This window comes from Amycolatopsis sp. cmx-8-4 (genome assembly GCF_046548675.1).
GTDB lineage: Bacteria > Actinomycetota > Actinomycetes > Mycobacteriales > Pseudonocardiaceae > Amycolatopsis.
Genome location: NZ_JAEBDZ010000004.1, coordinates 179,784 through 204,171, shown reverse-complemented (window position 1 = coordinate 204,171; position 24,388 = coordinate 179,784). Strand labels below are relative to the sequence as shown.

The following is a 24,388-nucleotide window of genomic DNA, read 5'->3' as shown; positions in this document are numbered from 1 at the left end:
CCCCGCCGTCCCGGTCGGTGGTCGTCAGCCGTCCGACGACCGCTTCCAGAGGTTGATGTCCGCGTCGGTCGCGTGGCCGTCGATCTCGGTCAGCTCCTCGGAGCTGAAGTCGAGGTTGCCGAGCGCGCCGACATTGTCCTCCAGCTGCTTGACGCTGCTCGCGCCGATCAGCACCGACGTCACGCGGGCGTCGCGCAGCGCCCAGGCCAGCGCGAGCTGGGCCAGCGACTGCCCGCGGCGCCCGGCGATCCCGTTGAGCGCGCGGACGCGGCCCAGCCGGTCGTCGTCGAGGGTGTCCGGGTCGAGCGACTTGCCCTGCGCGGCCCGGGAGTCCGCCGGAACACCGGTCAGGTACTTGTCCGTCAGCAGGCCCTGCGCGAGCGGGGAGAACGCGATGCAGCCCGCGCCCACGTCCGCCAGCGTGTCGAGCAGGTGGTCCTCCTCGATCCAGCGGTTCAGCATCGAGTACGACGGCTGGTGGATCAGCAACGGCGTGCCGAGCTCCCGCAGCAGCCGCGCCGCTTCGGCCGTCCGCTCCGAGTTGTACGACGAGATGCCGACGTAAAGCGCTTTCCCGGCGCGGACGGCGCTGTCGAGCGCGCCGACCGTCTCCTCCAGCGGCGTCTCGGGGTCGAACCGGTGCGAGTAGAAGATGTCGACGTAGTCCAGGCCCATCCGGCCCAGCGACTGGTCCAAGGAGGACAGCAGGTACTTGCGGGAGCCCCACTCGCCGTACGGCCCGGGCCACATGTCGTAGCCGGCCTTGGTGGAGATCACCAGCTCGTCGCGGTAGGGCTTGAAGTCGGTGGCCAGCAGCCGCCCGAAGTTCTCCTCGGCCGAGCCGAAGGGCGGGCCGTAGTTGTTGGCCAGGTCGAAGTGCGTGATGCCGAGGTCGAAGGCGCGGCGGGTGATGTCGCGCTGGGTCTGCAGGGGCTTGTCGTGGCCGAAGTTGTGCCACAGCCCGAGCGAGATCGCGGGCAGCTTCAGCCCGGACCGCCCGCAGCGCCGGTAGGGGATCGAGTCGTATCGGCCGGAAGCCGCAACATAGGTCACGCGGCCGATGCTAACCGTCCGGGACGCGCCCGCCAGTCCGGTAGAGTCCGGGGTGAGCGAGCGCTTAGGAGGCCATCGGTGGGCACCGGATTCTTCACCTCCGTCGACGACGTGTCGGCGAAACTGGCCGAGGCCGGCTACCTGGCGTCGACGGCGGTGGCGACCACGGTGTTCCTCGCCGACCGGCTCGGCAAGCCGTTGCTGGTCGAAGGCCCGGCCGGCGTCGGCAAGACCGAGCTGGCCAAGGCCGTCGCCCAGGTCAGCGGCTCGCGGCTGGTGCGCCTGCAGTGCTACGAGGGCATCGACGAGGCCCGCGCGCTGTACGAGTGGAACCACGCGAAGCAGTTGCTGCGGATCACCGCCGGCCGCGACGAGACGTGGGAGGACGCCCGCACCGACATCTTCGGCGAGGAGTTCCTGCTGCGCCGCCCGCTGCTCACGGCGATCTCGTCGGACGAGCCGACCGTGCTGCTCATCGACGAGACCGACAAGGCCGACATGGAGGTCGAGGGCCTGCTGCTGGAGGTGCTCGGCGACTTCCAGGTGACCGTGCCGGAGCTGGGCACGATCACCGCCACGCGCGCGCCGTTCGCCGTGCTGACGTCCAACGCGACGCGCGAGCTGTCCGAGGCGCTGCGCCGCCGTTGCCTGTTCCTGCACATCGACTTCCCGGACGAGGACCTGGAGCGCGAGATCGTCCGGCTCAAGGTGCCCGGCATCGACGACGCGCTGGCGGATTCGGTCGTCCGGGTGATCGCCGCGCTGCGGGCGATGGACCTGCGGAAGCTGCCGTCGGTCGCCGAGACCATCGACTGGGCGCGCACGCTGCTCGCGCTGGGTGCGACGACGCTGAGCGAGCAGGTGGTGCGGGAGAGCCTCGGCGTCGTGCTCAAGCACCAGGACGACATCACCAAGGCCGGCGCCGGGCTGCAGCTCGAACAGGTCCTGGACGCGTCGTGACCGGCGGCGTGCCGGAGCGGCTCGCGTCGTTCGTCAAGGCATTGCGGGTCCAGGGCATCCCGGCGGGCCCGGCCGAGACGGTCGACGCCGCCGCGGCGCTGGAGGTCCTCGGGTTCGACGACCGCGAGCTGGTCCGGGAGGGCCTGGCCGCGGCCCTGGTCCGCCGCGGCGGGCAGCGCGCGGTGTTCGACGCCGCGTTCGACCTGTACTTCCCGGCCGGGATCGGCACGCCCGAACGGGCCCGGTCGGACACGACCGTCGAACAGCTGCGGGAGCAGCTCGCGGCGGCGTTGACCGCCGGCGACGAGCAGGCACTGGCGCAGCTGGCCGGGCTCGCGGTCGACATGCTGGGCCAGTACGGCTCGTCGTCCGGCCTGGGGAGTGGAAGTTTCTCGGCTCACCAGACCCTCGACCGGCTGCAGCCGCAGACGCTCATCGCGCGCGTGCTCGCGGCGATGCGCGGTGGCGGGGCGCGCGGCGAGTTCACCGACCGGCTCGACCGCGACGAGATCCGCCGTCGCGTCGAGGGCTTCCGCGGGCAGGTCCGCACCGAGGCCCGCCGCCGTGCGGCCGAGGTCCGCGGCCGCGAGCGTGTCGCCAAGCACGCCATCGCGCCCGCGGCCGACCGCGTCGACTTCCTCATCGCCAGCCGCAGCCAGCTCGCCGAGCTGCGGCGCACGATCCAGCCGTTGTCCCGCAAGCTGGCGACCCGCCTCGCGGCCCGCCGCAAGCGCACCACGCGCGGGCAGATCGACCTGCGCCGCACGCTGCGGCGCTCGCTCTCAACCGGCGGTGTGCCGCTGCGCCCGGCCTACCGCCACCGCCGGCCCGGACGGCCGGAAATCGTGCTGCTGTGCGACCTTTCCGGTTCGGTGGCGGGGTTCGCGAACTTCACCATGCTGCTCGTGCAGGCACTGCGCGACCAGTTCAGCAAGATCCGCGTGTTCGCGTTCGTCGACAGCGCGGACGAGGTCACGCACCTGGTCACCACCGGCGTCGCCGACCCGGAGAAACTGGGCGCGCGCATGCTCGCCGAAGCCGCGCTGGTGCGCTGGGACGGCCACAGCGACTACGGCGGCTCGCTCGCGCAGTTCACGGCGAACTGGCTCGACGCGGTCGGCCCGCGGACGTCGGTGCTCATCCTCGGCGACGCCCGCACCAACGGCGGCGACCCGAACCTCGACGCCGTCCGCGCGATCAAGTCGCGCGCCCGCCACGTCTACTGGCTGAACCCCGAGCGGCGATCGCTGTGGTCGACCGGCGACTCGGCGGCGCTGGAGTACGCCGACGTCGTGGAGATGCACGAATGCCGCACGGTGCACCAGCTTTCGACGCTGGTCACCCGCCTGCTGCCGGTGTGAGCCACGCGTCGATGTCGCGCAGCATCCCGGCTTTCGTCGTCTCGGGCGCGAACGACGCGTGCACGCTCGCCCGCGCGAAGTCGGCCATCGCGGCGTCGTCGTAGCCGAAAGCCTCTTGGACGCGGGTGTATTCGCCGGCCAGCTGCGCGCCGGTGACCGACGGGACGTCGGTGTTCAGGGTGACCCGCAGGCCCGCGTCGAGCAGCCGGGGAAGCGGGTGCTCGGGCAGTGACGGCACCAGGCCGAGCGTGACGTTCGACGACGGGCAGACCTCGAGGGCGAGCCCGCGGGCGCGGACCTCCGCGGTCAGCTCGGCGTCGTCGAGGACCCGGATGCCGTGGCCGAGCCGTTCGGTCCGGCCGATTTCGAGGGCTTCGCGGATGCTGTCCGGCCCGGCGTCCTCGCCGGTGTGGTGCAGCAGGTGGATCCCGGCCGCGCGGGCCTTCTCGAAGAGCGTCGCGAACGGCCGGAGCGAGTGGTTCTCCTCGCCGGCCATGCCGATCGCGAACACGTCGTCGTACTTCAGGGCGAGTTCGAGGGTGCGCTCGGCGCGGTCGACCGAGCGGCGGCGAGAGTGGTCCAGCAGCAGCCGCCACTCGATGGCGCCGCTGTCCTTGAGTCCTTTGAGGACGGACGCGAGCGGCATCTCCGGGTCGCCCAGGCGTTCCCCGTGGGCGGCGGCGGTGAACGTGATCTCGGCGTAGCGGGTGCCCTGTGCGGCTTCGTCCGCGCAGTACTCGCGGGCGATCCGCTCGAAGTCCTCGGGCCGCCGCAGGCACGACCGGATGAGCGCGTTGTAGTCGGCGAAGGCGCGGAAGCCGTCGAACACCGGTTGCTCGGCCGGGACGTCGACGCCGTTGGCCGCGCCGAGCTCGCGGAGGGTGCCCGGCCGGATCGTGCTCTCCAGGTGGACGTGCAGGTGAGCCTTCGGCAGGGCGGCCAGGTCGCGCATGATCGCGAGCGTAGGGGGCCGGGGCCGTGATGCGCGCGCGATTTTCCGGCCGAGACGCAACTCGCGGGTTGCGTCTGGCGTCTTCTCGTGCAACTCTGTGGTTGCACGAGAAACCGACTCAAGGGGATGAAGATGAACCAGGACCAGGTCGAGCAGGAGATCGTGATCGACGCGCCGGTCGAGCGGGTGTGGGCGGTGCTCACCGAGCCGGAGCACGTCGGCCGGTGGTTCGGCGACGGCACGCCGGCGCCGGTGGACCTGCGGCCGGGCGGGATCATCCGCCTCGACCACGGCGACCACGGCACCTTCCCGACCAAGATCGTCGCCCTGGACCCGCCGCGCGTGCTGTCGTACCGCTGGGCCAGCGGGTTCCCGGGCGTGGTCGCCGACGAGGACAACTCGACGCTGGTCGAGTTCACGCTGACGGCGGAGGGTGGCAGTACGCGGTTGAAGGTGGTCGAAAGCGGCTTCACCACCCGCGCGCCGGCGCCGGACCCGTCGCCGGACGACACCCGCGAGAGCCACGAGCAGGGCTGGACGGCGGTGATCGCCAAGCTCGGGGAGCTGTCCGAGAAACTGGCGGTATGACGACGGAGCCCATCGCGGCCGAAGAGGTCTTCGCGGCCCTGGCCGACCCGACCCGGCGCCGCCTGCTGGAGCTGTTGTCCGGGCGCGGCGACGCGACGGCGACGGAGCTGGCGGCGGACCTCCCCGTCACCCGGCAGGCCGTGGTCAAGCACCTCGCGGTCCTGGATCAGGTCGGCCTGGTGACGGGCCGCCGCGACGGCCGCGAGCGCCGCTACCAGGTCCGGCCGGCCGGACTGGCGGCCACCGCGCACTGGATGAACGAGGTGGCCGCTCGGTGGTCGTCCCGGCTGTCGGCGATCAAGCGCCTGGCAGAGCAGGCCGAGCAAGGCTGACGCCGCCCGCCCGGCCCGTAACTCGCGTGATCGGGCCCGTCACCCGCGTGACTGGGCCCGTCACTCTCGTGATCGGGCCCGTGACTCGCGTGATCGGGGCCGGAACTCGCGAGTCACGGCTTCGATCACGCGAGTTCCGGCCCCGATCACGCCGGTTCCGGCTTCGATCACGTGAGTTACGGCTTCGGACACGGTGGTTCCGGCTTCGGGCACGCGAGATCGGGGTGCGGGGAGACCGGGTGGTCCGGCGGGCCGGAGGTTTGGCGGAGGTCACACGGGGAACCTCTGGGGGGTTCGTCCGCGTTGTCAGGATGACCGTTACCGATGAGGGAGGACCACCGTGGCTTTCATGCGCAAGCTCACCGTGCTGGCCGGAGCCGCCGGCGCCGCCCGCGCCTACGCCAAGAAGAACCCCGAGAAGGTGAACCAGGTCGTCGGCAAGGCCGCCAAGTTCGCCGACGACAAGACCAAGGGCAAGTACCACCAGCAGATCGCCGGCGTCGTCCGCAAGGTCAGCACGGTGACCGGGCCGGACGGCCGGCCGGGGCCGGCCGCCCGCTAGACCCGGGTCACTCGGCGGTCAGGGTTTCGAGCACGCCTTCGCCGTACTTGGCGAGCTTGTTCTCGCCGACCCCGCTGACCGTGCCCAGGTCCGCCAGCGACGACGGCCGCTGTGTGGCGATCTGGCGCAGGGTCGCGTCGTGGAAGATGACGTAGGCGGGTACGCCCTGCTCCTTCGCGACGCCGGCCCGCCAGGCCCGCAGCCGTTCGAACAGCGGGGCCGCCTCCGCGGGCATGTCGACCGCGGGGGCGGCTTTCTTGCTGCCGCCACGCGCTTTCGGCGGGGCGGACCGCTCGGGCTCGCGGCGCAGCATGACCTCACGGTCGCCGCCCAGCACCTCGGCGCTCGCCTCGGTCAGCACCAGCGAGCCGTAGTCGCCCTCGACGGCGAGCCAGCCCTGGGCAAGCAGCTGCCGCACCACCGCGCGCCACTCCGGCTCGCGCAGCTCGGTGCCGATGCCGAACGTCTTCAGCGTGTCGTGCTGGAACTGCGTGACCTTCGGCGTGGACTTGCCGAGGAGGATGTCGATGACCTGCCCGGCGCCGAACTTCTGGCGGCGTTCGTTGCGCAGCCGCACGATCGTGGACAGCAGCTTCTGCGCGGGGATCGTGCCGTCCCACTTCTCCGGCGGGTTCAGGCACGTGTCGCAGTTGCCGCAGGGCTCGGCCTTCTGCCCGAAGTAGTTGAGGATCTGCACGCGGCGGCATTCGACCGTCTCGCACAGCGCCAGCATCGCGTTGAGGTGCGCGCCGAGCCGGCGCCGGTGCGCGTCGTCGCCCTCGGACGTGTCGATCATCTTGCGTTGCTGCACCACGTCCTGCAGCCCGTAGGCCAGCCAGGCCGTCGACGGCAGCCCGTCACGGCCCGCGCGGCCGGTCTCCTGGTAGTAGCCCTCCACGGACTTGGGCAGGTCGAGGTGCGCGACGAACCGGACGTCCGGTTTGTCGATGCCCATCCCGAACGCGATCGTGGCGACCACGATCAGCCCGTCTTCCCGCAGGAAGCGCGACTGGTGCTTCGCGCGGACGCGCGAGTCCAGCCCCGCGTGGTACGGCACGGCCGGGATCCCGTTCTGCACCAGGAACTCCGCGGTCTTCTCCACCGAGTTCCGGGACAGGCAGTAGACGATCCCGGCGTCACCCTGATGCTCGGTGCGCAGCAGCTCCAGCAGCTGCCGCTGCGGCGAGTTCTTGCCGACGATCCGGTACTGGATGTTCGGCCGGTCGAAGCTCGCGACGAAGTGGCGGGCCTCGTCGAGGTTCAGCCGGGTCGCGATCTCCTTGTGCGTGGCCTCGGTGGCGGTCGCGGTGAGCGCGATCCGCGGCACGTCCGGCCAGCGCTCGTGCAGCGCCGAGAGCTGCAGGTAGTCGGGCCGGAAGTCGTGGCCCCACTGGGCGACGCAGTGCGCCTCGTCGATCGCGAACAGCGAGATCTTGCCGCGGTCGAGCAGCCGCACGGTGGCTTCCACCGAAAGCCGTTCCGGCGCAAGGTAGAGCAGGTCGAGCTCGCCGGACAGGAACGCCGACTCGACCTCCTGGCGGGCCGCGTAGTCCTGGGTGGAGTTGAGGAAACCCGCCCGGACGCCGGCGTTGCGCAGCGCGTCGACCTGGTCCTGCATCAGCGCGATCAGCGGCGAGACCACCACGCCCACGCCCGGCCGCACCAGCGCCGGGATCTGGTAGCACAGCGACTTCCCGCCGCCGGTGGGCATCAGCACGAGCGCGTCGCCGCCGGCGATCACGTGCTCGACGATCGCCGCTTGTTCGCCGCGGAAGCTGTCGTAGCCGAACACCCGGCGCAGGGTGTCGAGGGCTTCGGAGTCCGTTCCGGCTTCGAGGTGGGTCTCGGTGGCTGCCACCCGGCCGAGTCTAGAGCCGGGGTACGACAACTTCCGTGCGCCCTCTCCGGCGTGCCGGAACAGGCGGTCGGGCGGGCTGTCCCCCGCGGAAGCCGCGTGATCCGAAACCTGAACTCTCCCCGTCACGGCCGGGTGACACACTGGCGCCGATGGACGAGTACTTCCCGGTGACCGACCTGGCCGCGCACTTCGGCGGCGTGTGGCGGCTCGACCGCGAGATCCGCACCGCCGGCGGCGAGCCGGCGGGCGAGGTCACCGGTACCGCCACCTTCACTGAAGAGAGCGGTGTGCTCGTTTACCGCGAAGCCGGCGAAATGCGGCTCAACGGCTACACCGGCCCGGTGACGCGCACGCTGCACTACCGGCCCACCGCGCCCGGCCGGGCCGACGTCCACTTCGACCACGGCGGCTTCTTCCACGAGCTCGACCTGCGTGAAGGGCACTGGCGGACCGACCACCCCTGCCGCGACGACCTGTACCGCGGCAGCTACCGCGTGCTCGACCCCGGCCGCTGGCGGCAGGAGTGGGCGGTCCGCGGGCCGGCCAAGGACCACGTGATCCTCACCCGGTTCAGCCGGCCGCCGGGCTGAGCAGGTCGGCCAGGTCGATCCGGCGCAGGAACTCGCTCCGGATCCGGTCGCCGACCTCCGCGACCAGCCACCCGCCGTCGTCGGCCGGGTCGATGTGCGTCCGGAACGGCCGCTGCCCCTTGGGGAGGTCCACCACGCGCGCGAGCTCTTCGGCGACCGTCGCGACGTCGGCACCGGCCGGGGTGATCTCGGCCAGCTTCGCCGCGACGTGGTCGGTCAGGCCCGCGTAGCGCTCTTCGTAGGCGGCCGCGACGTCCGTGTCGGCCGGGTGCCCGGAGTTCGGGAAGTGGTTGGTGCCCGAGGTGAACGCGCCGGGCACGATGATCGCGGTGTCGACGCCGAAGCGGGCCACCTCGGCGGCGTAGGAGACGGCGAGGCTGTCCATCGCCGCCTTCGCCGCGAAGTACGGCGCGAGGTAGGGCGGGGTGCCGCCGCGGACGCTGCTGCTCGACACCCACACCAGCAGCCCGTCGCGCTGCGCGCGCAGGTGGGGGAGGGCGGCGCGGTTGACGCGCTGGGTGCCGATCGCGTTGGTGTCGTACAGCTGCGCGAGCTGCTCGGCGGTGAACGCCTCGGCCGGGCCGAGCACCATGTGCCCGGCGTTGTGCACCACGACGTCCAGCCGGCCGTGCTCGGCGACGATCGACGCGATCGCGGCGTCGGCCGACTCCTGGCTGGAGACGTCCAGCTCGACCGAACGCAGGTCCGCCTCGTGCTCGCGGGCGAACACGGCGGCGGCGTCGACCTGCGGCGCGTTGCGGCCGCCGGTGTCGCGCATGCCCGCGTAGACGGTGTGGCCGGCGCGGGCCAGCGCCCGGGCGGAGAGGGCGCCGATCCCGCTGGAGGCGCCGGTGACGACGATGATCATGACTCTTTTCCTTTCCGGGTAAGGGTTTCTCAGACGATCCCGCCGTTGGCGCGCAGCACCTGGCCGTTGACCCAGCGGGCCGGCCCGGCGAGGAACGCGACGACCTCGGCGATGTCCCCGGGCTGCCCGAGGCGCTCGAGCGGCGGCTGCTTGGCCATCCGGTCGATGGTCTCCTGGTCCTTGCCGTCCAGGAACAGGGCGGTCGCGGTCGGCCCGGGGGCGACGGTGTTCACGGTGATGTCGCGCCCGCGCAGCTCGCGCGCCAGGATCATGGTGATCGCCTCGACCGCGCCCTTGGTGGCGTTGTAGACGCCGTAGCCGGGCAGGTTCAGCCCGAGCACGGACGTCGAGGTCAGGACGACCGCGCCGCCGTCGCGCACCCGCTTCGCGGCCTGCTGGGCCACGGCGAACGTGCCGCGGATGTTGGTGCGGTGCACCCGGTCCAGCACGTCGAAGTCGGTGTCCGCGATCGGCGTCGGCGCGGTCATCACACCGGCCAGGTGGGCGACGACGTCGACGCCGCCGTAAGTGCGCTCCGCCGTGTCGAACAGTTCCGCGACCGCGTCGAGGTCGGCGACGTCGGCCTTGACCGCGATCGCCCGGCCGCCGCGCTCGGTGATGGCCGCGACGGCGGCGTCGGCCTCGGTCTGGTTGCCCGCGTAGTTGACGACGACGGCCATGCCGTCGGCGGCCAGGCGCTCGGCGACCTGGCGACCGATGCCGCGGGAGCCGCCGGTGACGATCGCGACGCGGGGTTCGGTGGTGTTCATCGGTGCCTGCTTCCTCTCGGGTGGCGCCGGTAGCGCCGCTTCCGTCTTGTTGTTATCGACGATAGCACTCGAACGTTAACGACGCTAGTCGTGAACTGTTATCGTCGTTACACCGTGGGCGCCTTCCCGGGGTGTGGGCATCCGGCGGTACCGGCATCCGCCGGACGGCCGAATCGGAAGTCCGGGCGCGCCAACGGGTTTCGGAGCCGGTGGCGCGGGAACCCTTGGCATATCGGGGAGCTCGACATCCTTTAAGGAGTTTTGTGCGATGCCCACATGGCTGATCGTCGTGATCGTCGTCGTGGCCGTCGCGGTGCTCGGCGCCGTGATCTGGCTGGTGACGCAGGAGATGCAGCGGAAACGCCTGCAGCAGCGGTTCGGTCCGGAGTACGACCGGACGGTCGAGGAGAAGGACAGCCCGCGGGCCGCGCAGCGTGAACTGGCCGAGCGGGAGCGCCGCCACAAGGAGCTCGACATCCGCCCCCTGTCGGCGTCGGCGCGCGAGCGCTACACCCGGGAATGGGCGCAGGCCCAGGAAAACTTCGTCGACCACCCGGCCGCCGCGGTGGCCGAAGCCGACCGCGTCCTGGTCTCGCTGATGTCCGACCGCGGGTACCCGACCGAAGGTTACGAGCAGCAGCTGGCCGACCTGTCGGTCCGGCACGCCAAGACCCTCGAGCACTACCGCGCCGCCCACGCGACGCAGCACGAGCGCAGCGGCGCGTCCACTGAGGACCTCCGCGACGCGATGGTGCACTACCGCACCGTGTTCGAGGACCTGCTGACCGATGGTTCGGACGGCGCGGACGCCGCGGCCGACGACCACCACGAGCGCCGCAACGGCCACGACCACAACGGTCACGACCACAGCGAGCGCGAGCACGACCGCACCGCCCAGGACGGCACCGCAGTCGCGGCCGATCGCACTGCCGGTGCGCCGGACCGCACCGAGCACGACCCCAACGAAAAGGTACGAGACCGCGACGGCGTACAGCCCGAGCGGGAAGCGTCCGCACAGCCGCGGACCGAGTGGAACGGAGGACGCTGACCATGACCGACCACCTCACCCGGCACAGCGCCGAACAGGACGACGACTTCGCCCGCGAGGGTGACGTGCGCGAGACCGGCGCCGGCGGGCTCGCCGAGCACGGCGGGACGGACTTCCGCGAGCCGGTCGCCGAAGACCACGGGGACGACCAGGCCCTGAGCACCGCCGACCTGGCGTCGGCGACGGGCCGGCACGACACCGCCACGGACGCCACGGCGGACGCCAGTGCCGACACGGCCACCGACACCGCTGACACCACTGCCGGCACCACTGCTGACACATCGGACACTCGCGCCGACTCGGCGCGGCCGTCGGCCGATGACGGCGCCGACCAGCAGCCGTTGATCGACGAGGAGAAGGTCACGGGCTTCCGCGACCGCTGGCAGGGCGTCCAGACGGGCTTCGTCGACGACCCGCAGAAGGCGGTCCGCGAGGCCGACGAGCTGGTCGCGGGCGTCATCAGCGCGCTGGCCACGACGTTCGCCGAGCACAAGAGCGAGCTGGAAGGCCAGTGGCAGCACGGCGAGCCGGCCACCGAGGACCTGCGTCTCGCGCTGCGGCGCTACCGGTCGTTCTTCGACCAGCTGCTGCCCCGCTAGCCACCACCGGTGCCGGCGTGCATGATCGACGCACGCCGGCACACCGGTGTCCGCGAACGGGGAGGGCAAGCCGATGAACGTGGCCGATCTGCTCACAGACGGCTTCAGCAGGGTCCAGGGCTCCGTGCACGCGGCGGTGGAAGGTCTCACCGCCGAGCAGCTCGGGGCCCGCCTTGACGACGAGGCCAACTCGATCGCCTGGCTGGTCTGGCACCTGACCCGCGTCCAGGACGACCACGTCGCCGGCGTGGCCGGGACCGAGCAGGTGTGGACGAGCCAGGACTGGCTGACCCGGTTCGGCCTCCCCTTCCCGGCCGGCGACACCGGCTACGGGCACCGCCCGGCCGACGTCGAAGCGGTCCGGGTCGAGGCCGAGCTGCTCACCGGGTACTACGACGCGGTGCACGAGCAGACCCTCAAGTACGTCCAGGGGCTCGACGGCCAGGCTCTCGACCGGGTCGTCGACGAGGCCTGGGACCCGCCGGTCACCCTCGGCGTGCGGCTGGTGAGCGTCGTCGACGACGACATCCAGCACGCCGGGCAGGCCCTGTTCGTCCGCGGTGTCCTCGAACGCCGCTAGTCAGTCCTCGTAGCCGTCGCCGCGGTGGTCCGGGAGCCGTTGCGGCCCCGGACCGGCGGCGCCGAGCCGGTCGCCCGGGTTGGCGAGCCGGCACTTCGACAGCGACATGCAGCCGCAGCCGATGCAGTCGCCCAGCTGGTCGCGCAGCTGGGCCAGCTGCCGGATCCGCGCGTCCAGGTCTTCCTGCCAGCAGCGGGAGATCCGCGCCCAGTCGGTGCGCGTGGGGGTGCGGTCGTCGGGCAGCAGCGCGAGCACCTCGCGGATCGCCGACAGCGGCATCCCGACCCGTTGCGACATCCGGACGAACGTCACCCGCCGCAGCGTGTCGCGGCAGTACCGGCGCTGGTTGCCGGCCGTGCGCCGGCTGCGGATGAGCCCTTCGTCCTCGTAGAAGCGCAGGGCCGAGGCGGGCACCCCGCTGCGTCGCGACAGTTCGCCGACGGTGAGGTCGGGCAGCCTCCGGGCTGTGGCGTTCACCATGCTCCCAGCCAACCACAGCCACGCGCTTGACTTCAAGCGAGCTTGAAGTCTCATCCTGACCCGGACGGCAACAACGCCGCTGTGTCAAGGAGGAAGCGTGTCCGAAGTCCCGGTACGGGTCGCTGTGATCGTGGGAAGTGTCCGGGAAGGACGGTTCGGCCCGGTGGTCGCGGACTGGCTGGCCGCCGTCGCGGGCGAGCACGGCGGGTTCGACGTCGACGTGGTCGACCTCGCCGAACCGGACCTGCCGCTGGCGATGCCGGCGTTCGGGAGCACGCCGTCGCCCGCGGTGCTCGCCGAGGCCGCCAAGGTGACGCCGCGGCTGGCGGCCGCGGACGCGTTCGTCGTGGTCACCCCGGAGTACAACCACAGCTACCCGGCGTCGCTCAAGAACGTCATCGACTGGCACCGCACCGAGTGGATGGCGAAGCCGGTCGCGTTCGTCTCCTACGGCGGCATGTCCGGTGGCCTGCGCGCGGTCGAGCACCTGCGCGCGGTCTTCGCCGAGCTGCACTCGGTGACCATCCGCGAGACGGTCAGCTTCCACGGCGCGCACACCCGGTTCGGCGCCGACGGCGTCCCGACCGACGACAGCGCGGGTGTCGCGGCGAAGGCGCTGCTGGACCAGCTGCGGTGGTGGGCGCGCTCGCTGTCCGAGGCCCGCGCGGCCCGGTCCTACCCCGGCTGACGACGGTGACCGGCGCCTCGTCCCGGCTGGGCCACCGCCGCGCGGAAGCGCGGTATACCCGAACCGCTCCTCGCTGTTTCGCTTGCCGGACAACGGTTTCCAGCCCACGGTCGGCTGAGCTGCGCGGGCACCGGGGTCGCTCAGAACGCCTGGCAGGTCTGCGACGGGAACTGGAAGTCGGAGCCGGCGAGGGTGATGGCGCCATCGGCCACGTAGCCGCCGTCGGCGACCAGGGCGGCGACCGCGGTGCAGACCAGCTGGTTGACCGCGATCTGCGTGAGCCGCTTCAGCGGGAACGAAAAGGTGATCGTCGTGGGTGAGCCGGAGCTCAGCGTGATCGGGCCGGTTTCGGCCGGGAGCATCGTCGCGTAGCCGTCGGCCGTCTCGGCGTAGGACGGGCCGCCCAGCAACGTCGCCAACGCTTCGGAGACGCCGACCGCGTCACCGGTCGACCGGGTCACCGGCGTCACCCGCCCGTCGAGGACGAAGTACAGGATCAGGTCGGTGCCGAGCCCGTTCGTCGCCGGGTTCCGCAGCGTCGGCGCGGGCCCGGCGGGGACGACCGGCGTCGGCTTGACCCCGCACGCGCTCACCAGGAGCAGCGCGGCCAGGACGAAGAGCTTCTTCACCACGCCTCCCGGGGCAGGCGCAGCTCGAACCGGGCGCCGGTGCCGGTGTTGACCGCGACGATGTCGCCGCCGTGCAGGCGGGCGTTCTCGCGCGCGATGGACAGTCCCAGCCCGCTGCCCTCGGACCGGGCCCGGGCCGTGTCGGCCTTGGTGAAGCGGTCGAACACCCGGGGGAGCACCGCCTCCGGGATGCCCGGCCCGTGGTCGGTGACGGTGAGCACGATGTCGCCGCCCGCCGCCCGCACGGACACCTCGACCGGCGGCGCCCCGTGCCGCAGCGCGTTGCCGACCAGGTTCGCCACGACGATGTCGAGCCGTCGCCGGTCGAGCCGCGCCGTGATGCCGGGCGGCAGGTCGGCGACCACGTCGGCACCGGGCTCCCAGCCCCGCGCGGCGAGGCTGTCGGTGACCGCGGCGGCGACGTCCAGGTCTTCCCGCCGCAGCTCCGCGCGGCCGGCGTCGAACCGGGAGATCTCGATCAGGTCCTGCACCAGCCGGGTCAGCCGCCGGGTCTCGGCCGACACCAGCCGCGCCGCGACCGCCGTGTCCGGCGGCAGCTGGTCGGCGTCCTCGTCGAGGACGTCGGTGACCGCGTTCATCGCCGCCAGCGGGGTGCGCAGCTCGTGCGAGACGTCGGCGACGAACCGGCGCGCCTCGGACTCCATCGTGCGCAGCGTGCCGACCGTGCGCTCCAGTTCCGCCGCGGTGTTGTTGAACGTCGTGACCAGCTGCGCCAGCTCGTCGGAGCCCTTCACCCGCAGCCGGACGTCCAGCTTGCCCCGGCCGAGCTGGCTCGCCGCGGTGTTCAGCGCCCGCACGGGCCGCAGCACCTGGCGCGCGGCCAGCAGCGCCAGCACCACCGCGAACGGGAGCGCGAGCGCCGAGGTCTGCCAGGCCGTGCGGGACAGCTCGTCGATCGCGGCCTGCTGCTGGACCAGCGACACCATCGTGTAGACCTCGATGCCGCTGGTCCGGCCGCTCGTCCCGGTCTGCACCGGCACCCCGACGAAGAACTGGGGGAAGCCCTCGGTGTCGACCCGCTGGAACTGGATGTTCGTGCTGACGGACACGGCATGGCGCAGGTCGGCGGGCACGCTGTCCACGCTGATGCCCGAACCCGAGCGCAGGCCGTGGTAGACGACGACGGCGTTGCTGGACTTGAGCGCCGTGCCGAACGCGTCGAGGCTCGCCTGGGTCGGCGGCAGGGACACCGTCGGCAGGTACGCGACGATCTGGTCGCGCAGCTTCAGCATCGTCTGGTCCTGGAAGCCGCCGAGGATGGCGTTGCGGGCGGAGACGTAGCTGGCGCCCGCCGCGGCGGTGGCGCCGATGATCATGATCACCGCGAACGCCGCGACCAGCCGGGGTCTCAGCCCGGCGAGCCACGACCGGATCCGCGAGGTCACGACCGGCCGAACCGGTAGCCGAAGCCGCGGACGGTCTGCACGTACTCCGGCCTCGCGGGCACGTCCTCGATCTTCGCGCGCAGCCGCTGCACGCAGGCGTCGACCAGACGGGAGTCGCCGAGGTAGTCGTGGTCCCAGACCGACGAGAGGATCTGCCGGCGGCTGTACACCTGCCCGGGGGTGCGCGAGAGCTCCAGCAGCAGCTTGAGCTCGGTCGGCGTCAGCGAAACCGGGGTGCCCCGCTTCGTCACCTCGAGCCCGGCCCGGTCGATCACCAGGTCGCCGTGCCGTTCCTCGGGTGCGGGCTGTCCGCTGGGCCGTTCGCCGACCGCGCGGCGCAGCACGGCGCGGATCCGCGCGTCCAGCACCCGCGGTTCGACCGGCTTGGCCACGTAGTCGTCCGCGCCCGCTTCCAGCCCGGCGACGATGTCGAAGTCGTCGCTGCGCGCGGTCAGCATCACGATCGGGATCGGCCCCGACGCCCGCATCCGGCGGCAGGTCTCGAAGCCGTCCATGCCGGGCAGCATCAGATCGAGCACGACGATGTCGGGTCTGCGGAGCACGAGCAGCTCGATGCCGGCCTCGCCCGACTCCGCGGTGTGCACCACGTGTCCCTGCCGGCGCAGGGCCAGTTCCAGTCCCTCCCGCACCGCCGCGTCGTCCTCTACCACCAGTACCTCGGCCACGGCGCCATTATTCGGAAAACCGCACGTCGTGGCGACTCAGGGCGATCTTGTAGCAAAACCATGACATCGTTCTGACGGGATCTCGAAATGCCGGCTCCAGACTCGGGGACATGGCAGTGATCCTTTTCGAGGCACCCCCCACCACCCGCCCCGCGCGGCACGCCCTGGTGACCCGGGCCGCGTCCCGCACCGCGGTGCTCCTCGCGGGCACGGCCGGGTTCGCCCTCGCCTTCGTCGCGGCCTACCTGCTCTTCGTCCGCACCGAGGCCGGGCGGAGCGTCGAGAACGGCGTCGTCCGCAGCGCCCAGTCCGCGGGGGCGACCGTGACCTGGGCCCAGCCGCTGGCGGACCTGGACCTGGTAGTCGTGCTCGGCGGCGTCGCGGTGCTCCTCGTGGTGATCTCCCTGCTGCGGCGCCGGTTCGCGCTCGGCGTGACGGCCCTGATCCTGCTCGCTGCCCCGCTGGTGGTGGCGCAGCTGCTCAAGCTGTACGTCCTGGACCGCCCCAGTACCGGCGACCGGCTGGGCGTGGCCGCCCACAACAGCTTCCCCAGCGGGCACGTCAGCGCGGCGATGGCCGTGCTGCTGGCGCTCGCGATCGTCCTGCCCCGCCGCTTCCGCCTGCAGGTCCTGGTGGCCGGCGGGATCGGCGTCGCCTGGGTCGCGGCCGCGGCCGTGGCGCTGGGCTGGCACCGGTTGAGCGACACCGTCGGCGGCTGCCTCCTGGTCGCCGCGGTCACCTGCGCCGGGGCGGCGGTGGTGTCCGCCCGCCGCCCCGACGGTGACCGCGTGCCGCTGGTCCCGGTGCTCTGCGGCCTGCTGGCCCCGCCGGCGCTGGTGCTCGCCGGCTTCGCGGTCCTCGCCACAGCGACGTCCGGCGCGGCCCAGTTCGTCGCCGCGCTGGTGCTGGCCGCGCTGTCCGCGATGGCGGTCGTGCTGCTGCTGACGGGACCGCTGCGCCGCGTCGCGTTCGACCCGGCCGAGAGCCGGATCCGGCGGCTCCGGCGCCGTTGATCCGGCGTCCGGTGCTCGGGTTCTCCGGCGGGCTGTCCGGTCGAACGGGGAAGGGCCGGACGTCCAAGGACCCCGGCCGGTTTCGTCCGGCTGCCGACGGGGTTGCCGCCGCGGTTGCGGGCGTCACGCGTGATTCGCGGGGCATCGCGCGTGATCGGGGAGGTGTCGCGCGTGATTGGCGGGGCATTACGTGTGTCTGGCGGGGCATCACGCGTGTCTGGAGGGGTATCACGCGTGATTGGAGGGTCGGCTCGCGTGATCCTGGGGTCGACTCGCGTGATTGGAGGGTCGACACGGCGCGTGGGTGGGCGGGCCAGTTTCTGGGGATTGGCCCGCGACAGGCGTTCTCGCGGGGCTTAGCGTCGGGGACGTGCACCCGAGGCTGGCTCATGACCTGAACGCCCTGCCCCATCTTCTTGATGCCACCAGGAAGCTGGCCGGGGAGGCGCTTGCCGGGCTGGACGGGCGGGCCGCCGCCGTGCCGCCCGGGGTGATGGCCCGGGCTCCGCTGCCGGTCGAGGGGGTCGGGGGCCTCGAGGCGTTGGCGGAGTTCGCGCAGCGGTGGGAACCGGGGTTCGCCGCCAGTGCCGGGCCTCGTTACCTCGGGTTCGTGACCGGTGGGGCCACGCCGGCGTCGCTGGCCGGGGACTGGCTCACCTCCGCCTACGACCAGAACCCCGCCAGCGGCATGGACTCCTCGGCGCAGGACCTGGAGCGCGAGACCGTCGGCTGGCTCGCCGAGCTGTTCGGGCTCGGCGCGGAGTTCTCCGGCGCCTTCGTCACCGGTGCCACGATGTCCACCGTGACCGGGCTCGCCATCGCGCGTGAATGGCTCGGCGAGCGGGCCGGCGTGTCCGTCACCGACGACGGCGCCGCCGCGCTCGGTCCGGTCACCGTGCTGTCCGGCTCGCCGCACTCGAGCATCCCGAAAGCGTTGTCGTTCCTCGGGATGGGCCGGTCCGCGCTGCGGAAGGTGCCCGTGCTGCCGGGGCGTGAAGCCGTCGACGTCGCGAAGCTCGACGAGATGCTCGAAGCGCTCGACGGCCCGGCCGTCGTCGTCGCCAACGCGGGCACGGTGAACACCGTCGACTTCGACGACCTGCGCGCCATCGCGGAGCTCAAGCGGCGGCACGACTTCTGGCTGCACGTCGACGCCGCGTTCGGCGGGTTCGCCGCCCTGTCACCGGGCCACGCCGAGCTGACCGCGGGCCTCGACCAGGCCGACTCCGTCGTCGTCGACCTGCACAAGTGGCTCAACGTGCCCTACGACTCGGCCGTCCAGTTCACCCGCCGCCGCGACCTGCAGCTGCGGGTGTTCAGCAACAACGCCGCCTACCTCGGCGAGATCGGCGAGACCCCGGACTTCCTGCACCTGACGCCGGAGAACTCCCGGCGGCTGCGCGCCCTGCCCGCCTGGTTCTCGCTGGTGGCCTACGGCCGGGATGGCCATCGCGAGATCGTCGAGCGCTGTGTCGCGCTGGCCCGGGACCTCGGGCAGCGCCTCGACGGCTCGCCGCACTGGCGGCTGCTCGCGCCGGTGCGGCTCAACGTCGTCTGCTTCACCGCGGCCGGGGACGTGACCCCGGCGCGGATCGACGCCCTCGTCGACGGGATCGCCGCGGAGGGCACCACGTTCCTGACCCCGACGGTCCACGACGGCCGCCCGGCGCTGCGGGCCGCCTTCAGCAACTGGCGGACGACCGCGGCCGACGTCGAACGGGTCTTCGCCGCCCTGGAGCGGGTCGGCAGCGCCTAGCTCCGGTCCGACTTCGGCATCAGGTACTTCCACGGCGACGCGCCGGTGCCCAGCTCGCACGGCACGTGCACCAGCGCCGGGCGGCCCGAGGCGAACGCCTTGTCCAGGGCGCCGCGCAGGTCGTCCGGGGTGCGGGCGATGAGGCCGAGCGCGCCGAACGTCTCGGCCAGCCGGGCGAAGTCCGGGTTGCGCAGCCGCCCGCCCAGGGCCCGGCCCTCGAACAGCCGCTCCTGGTCGAGGTGGACGTTGCCGTAGTAGCCGTTGTCGAACACCACGGCCACCACGTTCAGCCCGTATTGGACGGCTGTGGCCAGCTCCTGCGCGGCGAACATGAAGCCGCCGTCGCCGGCCACCGACACCACCGGCCGGCCGGGGAACGCGGCCTGCACGCCCAGCGCCGTCGGGTAGCCGAAGCCGAGCGTGCCCTGGTGGCCGCAGGTGACGAAGGTGCGCGGGGTGTAGACCTCGAACCCGAAGTAGGACGCGAACCCGACCTGGCAGATCTCCTCGACGAAGAAGCCGTCGCGGGGCAGCACGTCCCGGATCGCGCGCAGGTACTCCAGTTCCGGGCCGACGTCGGAGAACCGCTCGGCGGCGTTCGCTTTCAGCGCGGTGAACTCCCCGGTCCGGTCCGTCCGTTGTGGACCGACGGCGGCATCCAGCGCCGCCGCGGCGTCACCCGCGTCGGCGACGATCGCGACGTCCGCCTCCAGCCGGGTCGCCTGCCGCGGGTCGATGTCGAGCAGGATCGTCTTCAGCCCCGCGGGTTTCTCCGGCCAGCGGAACCAGGACAGCTCCATCCGCGAGCCGATGCCGATCACGACGTCGGTCTCGGGCCACCGCTCGAACCCGGACACGCAGGTGAAGCCGAGCGGGTGGTCGTCGCCGACGACCCCGCGGCCGCCGCGGAACGGCACCACCGGCGCCTGCAGCCGCTCGGCCAGCGCCCGGACCGCGGCGGCCGCGTGCCGGGCGCCGCCGCCCACCATGATCATCGGGTGCTTCGCGCCGGCCAGGAGCTCCGCGGCCGCCGCGACGGCGTCCGGGTCGACGGCCGGGCGGGGCAGCGGCAGCGGTCCGGCCACCTCGGCGGGGGCGCGCAGGCCCAGCACGTCCCACGGGACGGCCAGCGAGACCGGCCGCGGCCGCCCGCCCGCGGCCTCCCGGAACGCCGTCGCCAGTGCGTCCGGGACTTCGGCCGGGTGCTCGACCAGTGCCGACCACTTGGTGATCGTCCGCAGGGTGGCGAGCTGGTCGGGCATCTCGTGAAGGTGCCCGAGCCCGCGGCCGAGGTAGGCGCGCGGGATCTCGCTCGTCAGGCACAGCACCGGCGCGCTGGCCCCGTGCGCCGAGAGCATGGCGGCCGAGGCGTTGAGGACGCCGGGCCCCGGCACCACCGTGTAGACGCCGGTCCGGCCCGTCGCCTGCGCGTACCCGAACGCCATGTAGGCCACGGTCTGCTCGTGCCGCGCGCCGATCACCCGGATGCCGCCGGTGCGGGCCAGGCTGTCGAACAGGTCGTAGGTCTGCACACCGGGCAGGCCGAACACGGTGTCGACGCCGTGGGCGCGCAGCCCGCCGACGATCAGGTCGGCCGCGGTGGGGGAAGGCGGGGACTTCGGCATCGGCGCGGCCTCCTGGGCGTCGTCCGTCGGCGGGACCATATATGGTTTCCTACATGATCAGCGCCTCCTCGGGAAGACCGGCGGTCACCAAGTCCCAGCTGGCCTACGAGACGATCAAGGCCAGGATCGTCGACGGCCGCTACGGGCCGGGGTACCGGCTGGTGCTCGACCGGATCGGCCGTGAGCTGGCCGTCAGCGCGGTGCCGGTGCGCGAGGCCCTGCGCCGGCTCGAGGCCGAGGAACTGATCGAGTTCGAGCGGAACGTCGGGGCCCGGGTGATCGCCATCGACCCCACCGCCTACCAGCACGCCATGCAGACGGTGGCGGTCGTCGAAGGCGCGGCCACCGGGCTCGCCGCGCCGCTGCTCACGCCGAAGACGCTCGCGCGGGCCCGCGCCCTCAACGACCGGATGCGCCGCAGCCTCGCCGAGTTCGACCCGCTCGCGTTCACCGCGCTGAACGCGGAGTTCCACGAGGTGCTCTTCAGCGCCTGCCCGAACCCCAACCTGGTCGACCTGGTCCAGCGCTGCTGGACCCGGCTCGCCGCGGTCCGCGACAGCACGTTCGCCTCCGTGCCAGGGCGGGCACCGCGCTCGGTGGCGGAGCACGACCGGCTGCTCGACCTGATCGAGGGCGGGAGTGACCCGGCGGAGGTCGAGCAGTACGCGCGGGAGCATCGGCTGGCGACGCTGGCGGCCTACCAGGCCCGGGAGCGCTGAAGCCGCCCGTACGCGCGGGCCTCGGTCAGGTGCGTCGCGCGCCTGGCGGAGGCCGGTGTTTCAGCGAGCCGTGTTGTGGCGTGGCTTGATGCGGACCGCCGGCAGTTCCGGGGCCGGCAGCCGCTGCGGGGTGCCGGTGTAGCCGGTGACGCTGCCGAACTGGTCGGACTCCGCTTGCCACGCCTCGCGGAAGTCCGCGATCTCCTCGTGCGTCCGGCCGACGAAGTTCCACCACATCAGGATCTCTTCGTCGAACGGCGTCCCGCCGAGCACCAGGAAGCGCGCGGGCGTGGACCCGTTGTTGCTCAACGTCAGGCGGCGCAGGCCGGTGCCGACGTAACCCAGCTCCGCCGCGCGGACGGCGGTGCCGGCGACGGTCACCGCGCCGGAGTCCACGAGGACGCCGTGCTCGAAATCCGGGTCGACACCGAGGGACATGTGGGCGTCCGGGTGCAGCACCAGTTCCGCGCCCAGCAACGGGGTGAACGTCGGGATCGGCGACGTGCGCCCGGCCAGCGACCCGAGGAACACCCGGATCTCCGCGCCCTCGATCCGGTTCACCGACGGCACGTAGTGGTGGAAGCCGCGGGCCGTGTGCCGGTGCCGCTCGGGCAGCGCCACCCAGAGCTGGACGCCGTGCAACGTCTTCGTGGCCGGGGTCGAGACCTCCGAGTGGCAGATGCCGTGGCCGCCGGTCATCAGGTTGAGCTCGCCGGGCCGGACCATCGCGTGCGTGCCCATGCTGTCGCGGTGTTCGACCTCGCCCGCGAACAGCCAGCTCACCGTCTGCAGGCCGGTGTGCGGGTGCGGCGCGACGTCCATGGCGACGTCTTCCGGGCCGTAGTGGTCGGCGAAGCACCAGGCGCCGATCAGCGAGCGGGACCGCTGGGGGAACGTCCGCCGCACGCGCATCGCCCGCGGGCCGCCCAGCGGTACTTCGCGCGGGGTGAGCACTTCCACGGCCGGGCGCAGCGGGTCGGCCGCCTCGGGCCGGTCGCCGCAGGCGAGCTCGGCAGGGTCGGCCTCGATGTTGCTCATGCCGCCACGGTACTTGCGTTCTGGAGTTGTCAAACACCTCGGCCGCTCAGGCGGCGGGCCGCTGCTCTCCGGTGACGATCGCCTCGCCGGCGGGCGTCAGCACCGCCGGCACGAGCTCGCCCGGCCGCCCGGTGCAGGTCGCGCTGATCAGCCCCAGGTGGGCCAGCGCGTGCGCGGCGAACTGGTCGCCGCACGACAGGCCGTCGATGAAGAGGTCGGGTTCGCTGCTGCACGACACCAGGCCCCTCCCGGCCCCGACGGCCCGCAGCATCGCCAGCATGCGGTGGTTCACCAAGGGGTGCACCGTCGTCCGTGGCTGTCCGTCCCCGTCCATCCCGGCCCCTCCCGCTCGTGGTTCGGCATCGTCCTACTCATGCGTCGAACCAGATGACGGGACTTCGACATCACATCCGGTACCGGCCCGGCCAGAGCGTGTGCCTCATCGTCGCTCCGGCCGGTCCAGCCGGGCTCGACTTCCCGTCGACAGTCGTTCGGAAGGGAGTCGGGAGCGGATGGGTTCGGCCGGCCTCAGAAGGGCGGTTCCCCCACGCCGGCGGCCACCGGTTCCGGCATCCAGGCGCCACCTCCCGCGCCGTCGCCGACCCGGACGGCCTTGGTCACCTTCGCCGTGGCGTACCGCAGCGACGGGCCGATCTCGTCGACGTCCAGTTCCAGCACGGTGCGCTTCTCGCCCTCCTTCGTGTCGTACGACCGCTGTCTCAGCCGGCCGTGGACGACCACGCGCGCGCCGCGCCCGAGCGACTCCGCGACGTTCTCCGCGTACTGCCGCCACACGCTGCAGCGCAGGAACATCGCGTCACCGTCGCGCCATTGGCCGGACTCTCGGTCCAGCGTGCGCGGCGTGGACGCGACCGTGAAGTTCGCGACCGCGGCGCCGGCCGGGGTGAACCGCAGCTCCGGGTCCGTCGTCAGGTTGCCGACCACCGTGACCAGCGTTTCGCCTGCCATCGGATCCTCCTTCTCCTCGGGTGCGGGGTGCACCGCTCTCGCCGACGAGCAGAGCACGGGGGACCGACAATTCCGGGCCGGGCGACGAGTCGCCGTCCCCCGGCCGAGGTGGTTGCATGCCGCCATGCCGACGGCGTTTCAGAAGGAGCTCGTCACCCTGGCCCACCGGCTCGCGGACCTGTGCGGGCTGGTCGCGGGCACGCTCGAAGTGGCCACGCGCGCCCTGCTCGAAAGTGACCTCACGCTGGGCGGAAGCGTGCGGGAACAGGCCGCGGCGGTGGCCGCGCTGGGGGCCGCCTGCGAGGACCAGGCGTGCGCGCTGCTGGCCCTGCACGCCCCGCGCGAGGAGGACGTCAAGGCGGTCGTCGCCGCCGTGCACACGGCCGCGGATCTCACTCGGATGGGTGGTCTCGCGGGCGAGGTCGCGGACCGGGTGCGGCGGGTGCCGGTGGACGCGCGGCCCGCGTTCACGCGGCTGGCCGCGCACGCGGTCGCCGCCGCGCGGGACCTGCAGCAGATCCTGACCGGAGCGGAAGCCGGGCTCGCCGGCGCCGTCGAAGGCGCCGAAGCGGCCGAGCGGGAGCTGCGCGAGTGGGCCGGGTCGCCTGAGCGGCCGCACGGCGCGGTCGACGTCGTGCTGCTCGCCGCGGCCCACGTCCGGTTCGCCGGGACGGCCGCCCGGATCGCCCGCCGGGCCGGCGGGTTCGCGCGGCTCCCGGCGGTCAGTGCCTAGTGCCTAGCGGCCCTGCTGCGGGAACTCGCCCTGCTGGGGGTTCGGGCCCGGCTGCTGGAAGCCCTGCGGCTGCGACGGGTGCGGCGGCTGGAACCCCTGCTGCTGGAACCCCTGGGACGGGTGCTGCGGGTAGGGCTGCGACGCCTGCTGCTGCGCCTGCTCCTCCTGCGCCTGCAGCCGGACGGCGTCCTCCTTCGGGATCCGGTTCTCGATCCCGCAGAACGTGCACTGCGCCGTGTACTTGACGTGGATCGGGAACAGCGGGATGAAGAAGAGCGTGAACTTCGTGACCGACTTGCGGACGGCGTGCGAGGCGGGGTTGCCGCAGCGGCCGCAGAGGAACGTCGTCATCGCCAGCACGAAGATCCTCGTGCGGTAGCCCCAGATCAGCATCGTCTTCTCTCCTGTCGGTCCTGCGTTCGCCGGGGAGCCTGGCACACCGGCGCGCCGGGCCGTGGAGGTTTCGCCAAACCGGCCGGACGGGTTCCCGGCAAAGCGGACATACGCGTACCCGGAGGGTCGGTT

At 72.5% G+C, this 24,388-nt stretch carries 28 protein-coding genes; 14 read left to right on the top strand and 14 right to left on the bottom strand.

Annotated elements, in window-relative coordinates:
• Positions 1-24: 24 nt before the first annotated feature.
• Entirely contained in the window at positions 25-1,053 is a 1,029-nt protein-coding gene (gene mgrA, locus ACLJQZ_RS09965) for an L-glyceraldehyde 3-phosphate reductase (protein WP_410619735.1), read from the bottom strand.
• Positions 1,054-1,131: 78 nt separating this feature from the next.
• On the opposite strand from mgrA, the gene ACLJQZ_RS09960 reads away from it, so the two are divergent.
• A complete protein-coding gene (locus tag ACLJQZ_RS09960) occupies positions 1,132-2,013 on the top strand; it encodes an AAA family ATPase (protein ID WP_247054467.1) in 882 nt (293 codons plus the stop codon).
• Positions 2,010-3,374, top strand: a complete 1,365-nt coding sequence (locus ACLJQZ_RS09955) for a vWA domain-containing protein (protein ID WP_410619734.1) — start codon at positions 2,010-2,012, stop codon at positions 3,372-3,374. The genes ACLJQZ_RS09960 and ACLJQZ_RS09955 overlap by 4 nt, the downstream gene beginning before the upstream one ends.
• Here the strand turns inward: ACLJQZ_RS09955 and add are convergent.
• Positions 3,352-4,326, bottom strand: a complete 975-nt coding sequence (add, locus tag ACLJQZ_RS09950) for an adenosine deaminase (RefSeq protein ID WP_410619733.1) — start codon at positions 4,324-4,326, stop codon at positions 3,352-3,354. The genes ACLJQZ_RS09955 and add overlap by 23 nt on opposite strands.
• A 132-nt stretch (positions 4,327-4,458) precedes the next feature.
• On the opposite strand from add, the gene ACLJQZ_RS09945 reads away from it, so the two are divergent.
• From ACLJQZ_RS09945 to ACLJQZ_RS09935, 3 genes are all read left to right on the top strand, one after another.
• Positions 4,459-4,914: an SRPBCC family protein gene (locus ACLJQZ_RS09945; protein WP_410619732.1), complete on the top strand. Its 456-nt coding sequence runs from the start codon at positions 4,459-4,461 to the stop codon at positions 4,912-4,914.
• Entirely contained in the window at positions 4,911-5,246 is a 336-nt protein-coding gene (locus ACLJQZ_RS09940) for an ArsR/SmtB family transcription factor (RefSeq protein WP_410619731.1), read from the top strand. Before ACLJQZ_RS09945 ends, ACLJQZ_RS09940 begins: the two co-directional genes overlap by 4 nt.
• Positions 5,247-5,595: 349 nt before the next feature.
• Complete coding sequence (locus ACLJQZ_RS09935) at positions 5,596-5,808, top strand: antitoxin (RefSeq protein WP_410619730.1); 213 nt, start codon at positions 5,596-5,598, stop codon at positions 5,806-5,808.
• Positions 5,809-5,815: 7 nt separating this feature from the next.
• Here the strand turns inward: ACLJQZ_RS09935 and recQ are convergent, their stop codons facing one another.
• Positions 5,816-7,666, bottom strand: coding sequence for a DNA helicase RecQ (gene recQ, locus ACLJQZ_RS09930; protein ID WP_410619729.1), 1,851 nt, complete (start codon positions 7,664-7,666; stop codon positions 5,816-5,818).
• Between the two features lie 149 nt (positions 7,667-7,815).
• Here recQ and ACLJQZ_RS09925 point away from each other — a divergent pair, with 149 nt between their 5' ends.
• Positions 7,816-8,256 carry a DUF6314 family protein gene (locus tag ACLJQZ_RS09925; protein WP_410619728.1) on the top strand — a complete coding sequence of 147 codons (441 nt, stop codon included), beginning with the start codon at positions 7,816-7,818 and terminating at the stop codon, positions 8,254-8,256.
• Here the strand turns inward: ACLJQZ_RS09925 and ACLJQZ_RS09920 are convergent.
• A complete protein-coding gene (locus ACLJQZ_RS09920) occupies positions 8,237-9,124 on the bottom strand; it encodes an SDR family oxidoreductase (protein ID WP_410619727.1) in 888 nt (295 codons plus the stop codon). The two genes, ACLJQZ_RS09925 and ACLJQZ_RS09920, sit on opposite strands and share 20 nt — an antisense overlap.
• Positions 9,125-9,153: 29 nt before the next feature.
• Positions 9,154-9,894 (bottom strand): SDR family oxidoreductase, encoded by a 741-nt coding sequence (locus ACLJQZ_RS09915; RefSeq protein WP_410619726.1) that lies wholly within the window; start codon positions 9,892-9,894, stop codon positions 9,154-9,156.
• A gap of 268 nt (positions 9,895-10,162) precedes the next feature.
• Between ACLJQZ_RS09915 and ACLJQZ_RS09910 the strand changes: the two genes are divergently transcribed.
• The 3 genes from ACLJQZ_RS09910 to ACLJQZ_RS09900 all read left to right on the top strand — a co-directional run bounded on the left by ACLJQZ_RS09910 (position 10,163) and on the right by ACLJQZ_RS09900 (position 12,121).
• Positions 10,163-10,942, top strand: coding sequence for a hypothetical protein (locus ACLJQZ_RS09910; RefSeq protein WP_410619725.1), 780 nt, complete (start codon positions 10,163-10,165; stop codon positions 10,940-10,942).
• A 2-nt stretch (positions 10,943-10,944) separates the two neighbouring features.
• Complete coding sequence (locus ACLJQZ_RS09905) at positions 10,945-11,541, top strand: hypothetical protein (RefSeq protein ID WP_410619724.1); 597 nt, start codon at positions 10,945-10,947, stop codon at positions 11,539-11,541.
• Positions 11,542-11,614: 73 nt separating this feature from the next.
• The gene (locus ACLJQZ_RS09900) at positions 11,615-12,121 is read left to right on the top strand and encodes a mycothiol transferase (protein WP_410619723.1); all 507 of its coding nucleotides are present in this window, start codon (positions 11,615-11,617) and stop codon (positions 12,119-12,121) included.
• Here the strand turns inward: ACLJQZ_RS09900 and soxR are convergent, their stop codons facing one another.
• Positions 12,122-12,601 carry a redox-sensitive transcriptional activator SoxR gene (soxR, locus tag ACLJQZ_RS09895; protein WP_410619722.1) on the bottom strand — a complete coding sequence of 160 codons (480 nt, stop codon included), beginning with the start codon at positions 12,599-12,601 and terminating at the stop codon, positions 12,122-12,124. It abuts the gene before it with no gap.
• Between the two features lie 97 nt (positions 12,602-12,698).
• Here soxR and ACLJQZ_RS09890 point away from each other — a divergent pair, with 97 nt between their 5' ends.
• Positions 12,699-13,289, top strand: a complete 591-nt coding sequence (locus ACLJQZ_RS09890; RefSeq protein WP_410619721.1) for an NADPH-dependent FMN reductase — start codon at positions 12,699-12,701, stop codon at positions 13,287-13,289.
• 140 nt (positions 13,290-13,429) lie between these two features.
• Here ACLJQZ_RS09890 and ACLJQZ_RS09885 read toward each other — a convergent pair whose 3' ends face one another.
• The 3 genes from ACLJQZ_RS09885 to ACLJQZ_RS09875 form a co-directional block, all read right to left on the bottom strand.
• The gene (locus ACLJQZ_RS09885) at positions 13,430-13,918 is read right to left on the bottom strand and encodes a hypothetical protein (RefSeq protein ID WP_410619720.1); all 489 of its coding nucleotides are present in this window, start codon (positions 13,916-13,918) and stop codon (positions 13,430-13,432) included.
• Entirely contained in the window at positions 13,915-15,255 is a 1,341-nt protein-coding gene (locus ACLJQZ_RS09880; RefSeq protein WP_410620000.1) for an ATP-binding protein, read from the bottom strand. The genes ACLJQZ_RS09885 and ACLJQZ_RS09880 overlap by 4 nt, the downstream gene beginning before the upstream one ends.
• A gap of 65 nt (positions 15,256-15,320) precedes the next feature.
• A complete protein-coding gene (locus tag ACLJQZ_RS09875; RefSeq protein ID WP_410619719.1) occupies positions 15,321-16,010 on the bottom strand; it encodes a response regulator in 690 nt (229 codons plus the stop codon).
• A gap of 110 nt (positions 16,011-16,120) precedes the next feature.
• Between ACLJQZ_RS09875 and ACLJQZ_RS09870 the strand changes: the two genes are divergently transcribed.
• Positions 16,121-17,023 (top strand): phosphatase PAP2 family protein, encoded by a 903-nt coding sequence (locus tag ACLJQZ_RS09870; RefSeq protein ID WP_410619718.1) that lies wholly within the window; start codon positions 16,121-16,123, stop codon positions 17,021-17,023.
• Between the two features lie 370 nt (positions 17,024-17,393).
• Positions 17,394-18,779: a pyridoxal phosphate-dependent decarboxylase family protein gene (locus ACLJQZ_RS09865; RefSeq protein ID WP_410619717.1), complete on the top strand. Its 1,386-nt coding sequence runs from the start codon at positions 17,394-17,396 to the stop codon at positions 18,777-18,779.
• Here ACLJQZ_RS09865 and ACLJQZ_RS09860 read toward each other — a convergent pair.
• Positions 18,776-20,443: a thiamine pyrophosphate-dependent enzyme gene (locus ACLJQZ_RS09860; RefSeq protein WP_410619716.1), complete on the bottom strand. Its 1,668-nt coding sequence runs from the start codon at positions 20,441-20,443 to the stop codon at positions 18,776-18,778. The genes ACLJQZ_RS09865 and ACLJQZ_RS09860 overlap by 4 nt on opposite strands.
• A gap of 2 nt (positions 20,444-20,445) precedes the next feature.
• Between ACLJQZ_RS09860 and ACLJQZ_RS09855 the strand changes: the two genes are divergently transcribed.
• Positions 20,446-21,123, top strand: a complete 678-nt coding sequence (locus ACLJQZ_RS09855) for a GntR family transcriptional regulator (protein WP_410619715.1) — start codon at positions 20,446-20,448, stop codon at positions 21,121-21,123.
• Positions 21,124-21,183: 60 nt separating this feature from the next.
• On the opposite strand, the gene ACLJQZ_RS09850 is transcribed toward ACLJQZ_RS09855, so the two are convergent.
• The 3 genes from ACLJQZ_RS09850 to ACLJQZ_RS09840 all read right to left on the bottom strand — a co-directional run bounded on the left by ACLJQZ_RS09850 (position 21,184) and on the right by ACLJQZ_RS09840 (position 23,130).
• Complete coding sequence (locus ACLJQZ_RS09850; protein WP_410619714.1) at positions 21,184-22,161, bottom strand: pirin family protein; 978 nt, start codon at positions 22,159-22,161, stop codon at positions 21,184-21,186.
• A gap of 46 nt (positions 22,162-22,207) precedes the next feature.
• Positions 22,208-22,495, bottom strand: a complete 288-nt coding sequence (locus ACLJQZ_RS09845; protein ID WP_410619713.1) for a hypothetical protein — start codon at positions 22,493-22,495, stop codon at positions 22,208-22,210.
• A gap of 194 nt (positions 22,496-22,689) precedes the next feature.
• Positions 22,690-23,130, bottom strand: a complete 441-nt coding sequence (locus ACLJQZ_RS09840; protein ID WP_410619712.1) for a single-stranded DNA-binding protein — start codon at positions 23,128-23,130, stop codon at positions 22,690-22,692.
• Positions 23,131-23,254: 124 nt separating this feature from the next.
• Here ACLJQZ_RS09840 and ACLJQZ_RS09835 point away from each other — a divergent pair, with 124 nt between their 5' ends.
• Positions 23,255-23,863, top strand: a complete 609-nt coding sequence (locus ACLJQZ_RS09835; RefSeq protein WP_410619711.1) for a PhoU domain-containing protein — start codon at positions 23,255-23,257, stop codon at positions 23,861-23,863.
• 3 nt (positions 23,864-23,866) lie between these two features.
• Here the strand turns inward: ACLJQZ_RS09835 and ACLJQZ_RS09830 are convergent, their stop codons facing one another.
• Positions 23,867-24,256, bottom strand: a complete 390-nt coding sequence (locus ACLJQZ_RS09830; protein ID WP_410619710.1) for a zinc-ribbon domain-containing protein — start codon at positions 24,254-24,256, stop codon at positions 23,867-23,869.
• Positions 24,257-24,388: the final 132 nt, after the last annotated feature.

Excerpts from the sequence above, each read along its gene's own strand:
- ACLJQZ_RS09835 (WP_410619711.1), top strand. The coding sequence starts at position 23,255 with ATGCCGACGGCGTTTCAGAAGGAGCTCGTCACCCTGGCCCACCGGCTC.
- ACLJQZ_RS09830 (WP_410619710.1), bottom strand. The coding sequence starts at position 24,256 with ATGCTGATCTGGGGCTACCGCACGAGGATCTTCGTGCTGGCGATGACG.
- ACLJQZ_RS09920 (WP_410619727.1), bottom strand. The coding sequence starts at position 9,124 with ATGATCATCGTCGTCACCGGCGCCTCCAGCGGGATCGGCGCCCTCTCC.
- add (WP_410619733.1), bottom strand. The coding sequence starts at position 4,326 with ATGCGCGACCTGGCCGCCCTGCCGAAGGCTCACCTGCACGTCCACCTG.
- ACLJQZ_RS09910 (WP_410619725.1), top strand. The coding sequence starts at position 10,163 with ATGCCCACATGGCTGATCGTCGTGATCGTCGTCGTGGCCGTCGCGGTG.
- ACLJQZ_RS09940 (WP_410619731.1), top strand. The coding sequence starts at position 4,911 with ATGACGACGGAGCCCATCGCGGCCGAAGAGGTCTTCGCGGCCCTGGCC.
- soxR (WP_410619722.1), bottom strand. The coding sequence starts at position 12,601 with ATGGTGAACGCCACAGCCCGGAGGCTGCCCGACCTCACCGTCGGCGAA.
- ACLJQZ_RS09915 (WP_410619726.1), bottom strand. The coding sequence starts at position 9,894 with ATGAACACCACCGAACCCCGCGTCGCGATCGTCACCGGCGGCTCCCGC.
- ACLJQZ_RS09845 (WP_410619713.1), bottom strand. The coding sequence starts at position 22,495 with ATGGACGGGGACGGACAGCCACGGACGACGGTGCACCCCTTGGTGAAC.
- ACLJQZ_RS09925 (WP_410619728.1), top strand. The coding sequence starts at position 7,816 with ATGGACGAGTACTTCCCGGTGACCGACCTGGCCGCGCACTTCGGCGGC.
- ACLJQZ_RS09880 (WP_410620000.1), bottom strand. The coding sequence starts at position 15,255 with ATGATCATCGGCGCCACCGCCGCGGCGGGCGCCAGCTACGTCTCCGCC.
- ACLJQZ_RS09900 (WP_410619723.1), top strand. The coding sequence starts at position 11,615 with ATGAACGTGGCCGATCTGCTCACAGACGGCTTCAGCAGGGTCCAGGGC.
- ACLJQZ_RS09855 (WP_410619715.1), top strand. The coding sequence starts at position 20,446 with ATGGTTTCCTACATGATCAGCGCCTCCTCGGGAAGACCGGCGGTCACC.
- ACLJQZ_RS09850 (WP_410619714.1), bottom strand. The coding sequence starts at position 22,161 with ATGAGCAACATCGAGGCCGACCCTGCCGAGCTCGCCTGCGGCGACCGG.
- ACLJQZ_RS09945 (WP_410619732.1), top strand. The coding sequence starts at position 4,459 with ATGAACCAGGACCAGGTCGAGCAGGAGATCGTGATCGACGCGCCGGTC.
- ACLJQZ_RS09870 (WP_410619718.1), top strand. The coding sequence starts at position 16,121 with ATGGCAGTGATCCTTTTCGAGGCACCCCCCACCACCCGCCCCGCGCGG.
- ACLJQZ_RS09905 (WP_410619724.1), top strand. The coding sequence starts at position 10,945 with ATGACCGACCACCTCACCCGGCACAGCGCCGAACAGGACGACGACTTC.
- ACLJQZ_RS09840 (WP_410619712.1), bottom strand. The coding sequence starts at position 23,130 with ATGGCAGGCGAAACGCTGGTCACGGTGGTCGGCAACCTGACGACGGAC.
- ACLJQZ_RS09860 (WP_410619716.1), bottom strand. The coding sequence starts at position 20,443 with ATGGTCCCGCCGACGGACGACGCCCAGGAGGCCGCGCCGATGCCGAAG.
- ACLJQZ_RS09935 (WP_410619730.1), top strand. The coding sequence starts at position 5,596 with ATGCGCAAGCTCACCGTGCTGGCCGGAGCCGCCGGCGCCGCCCGCGCC.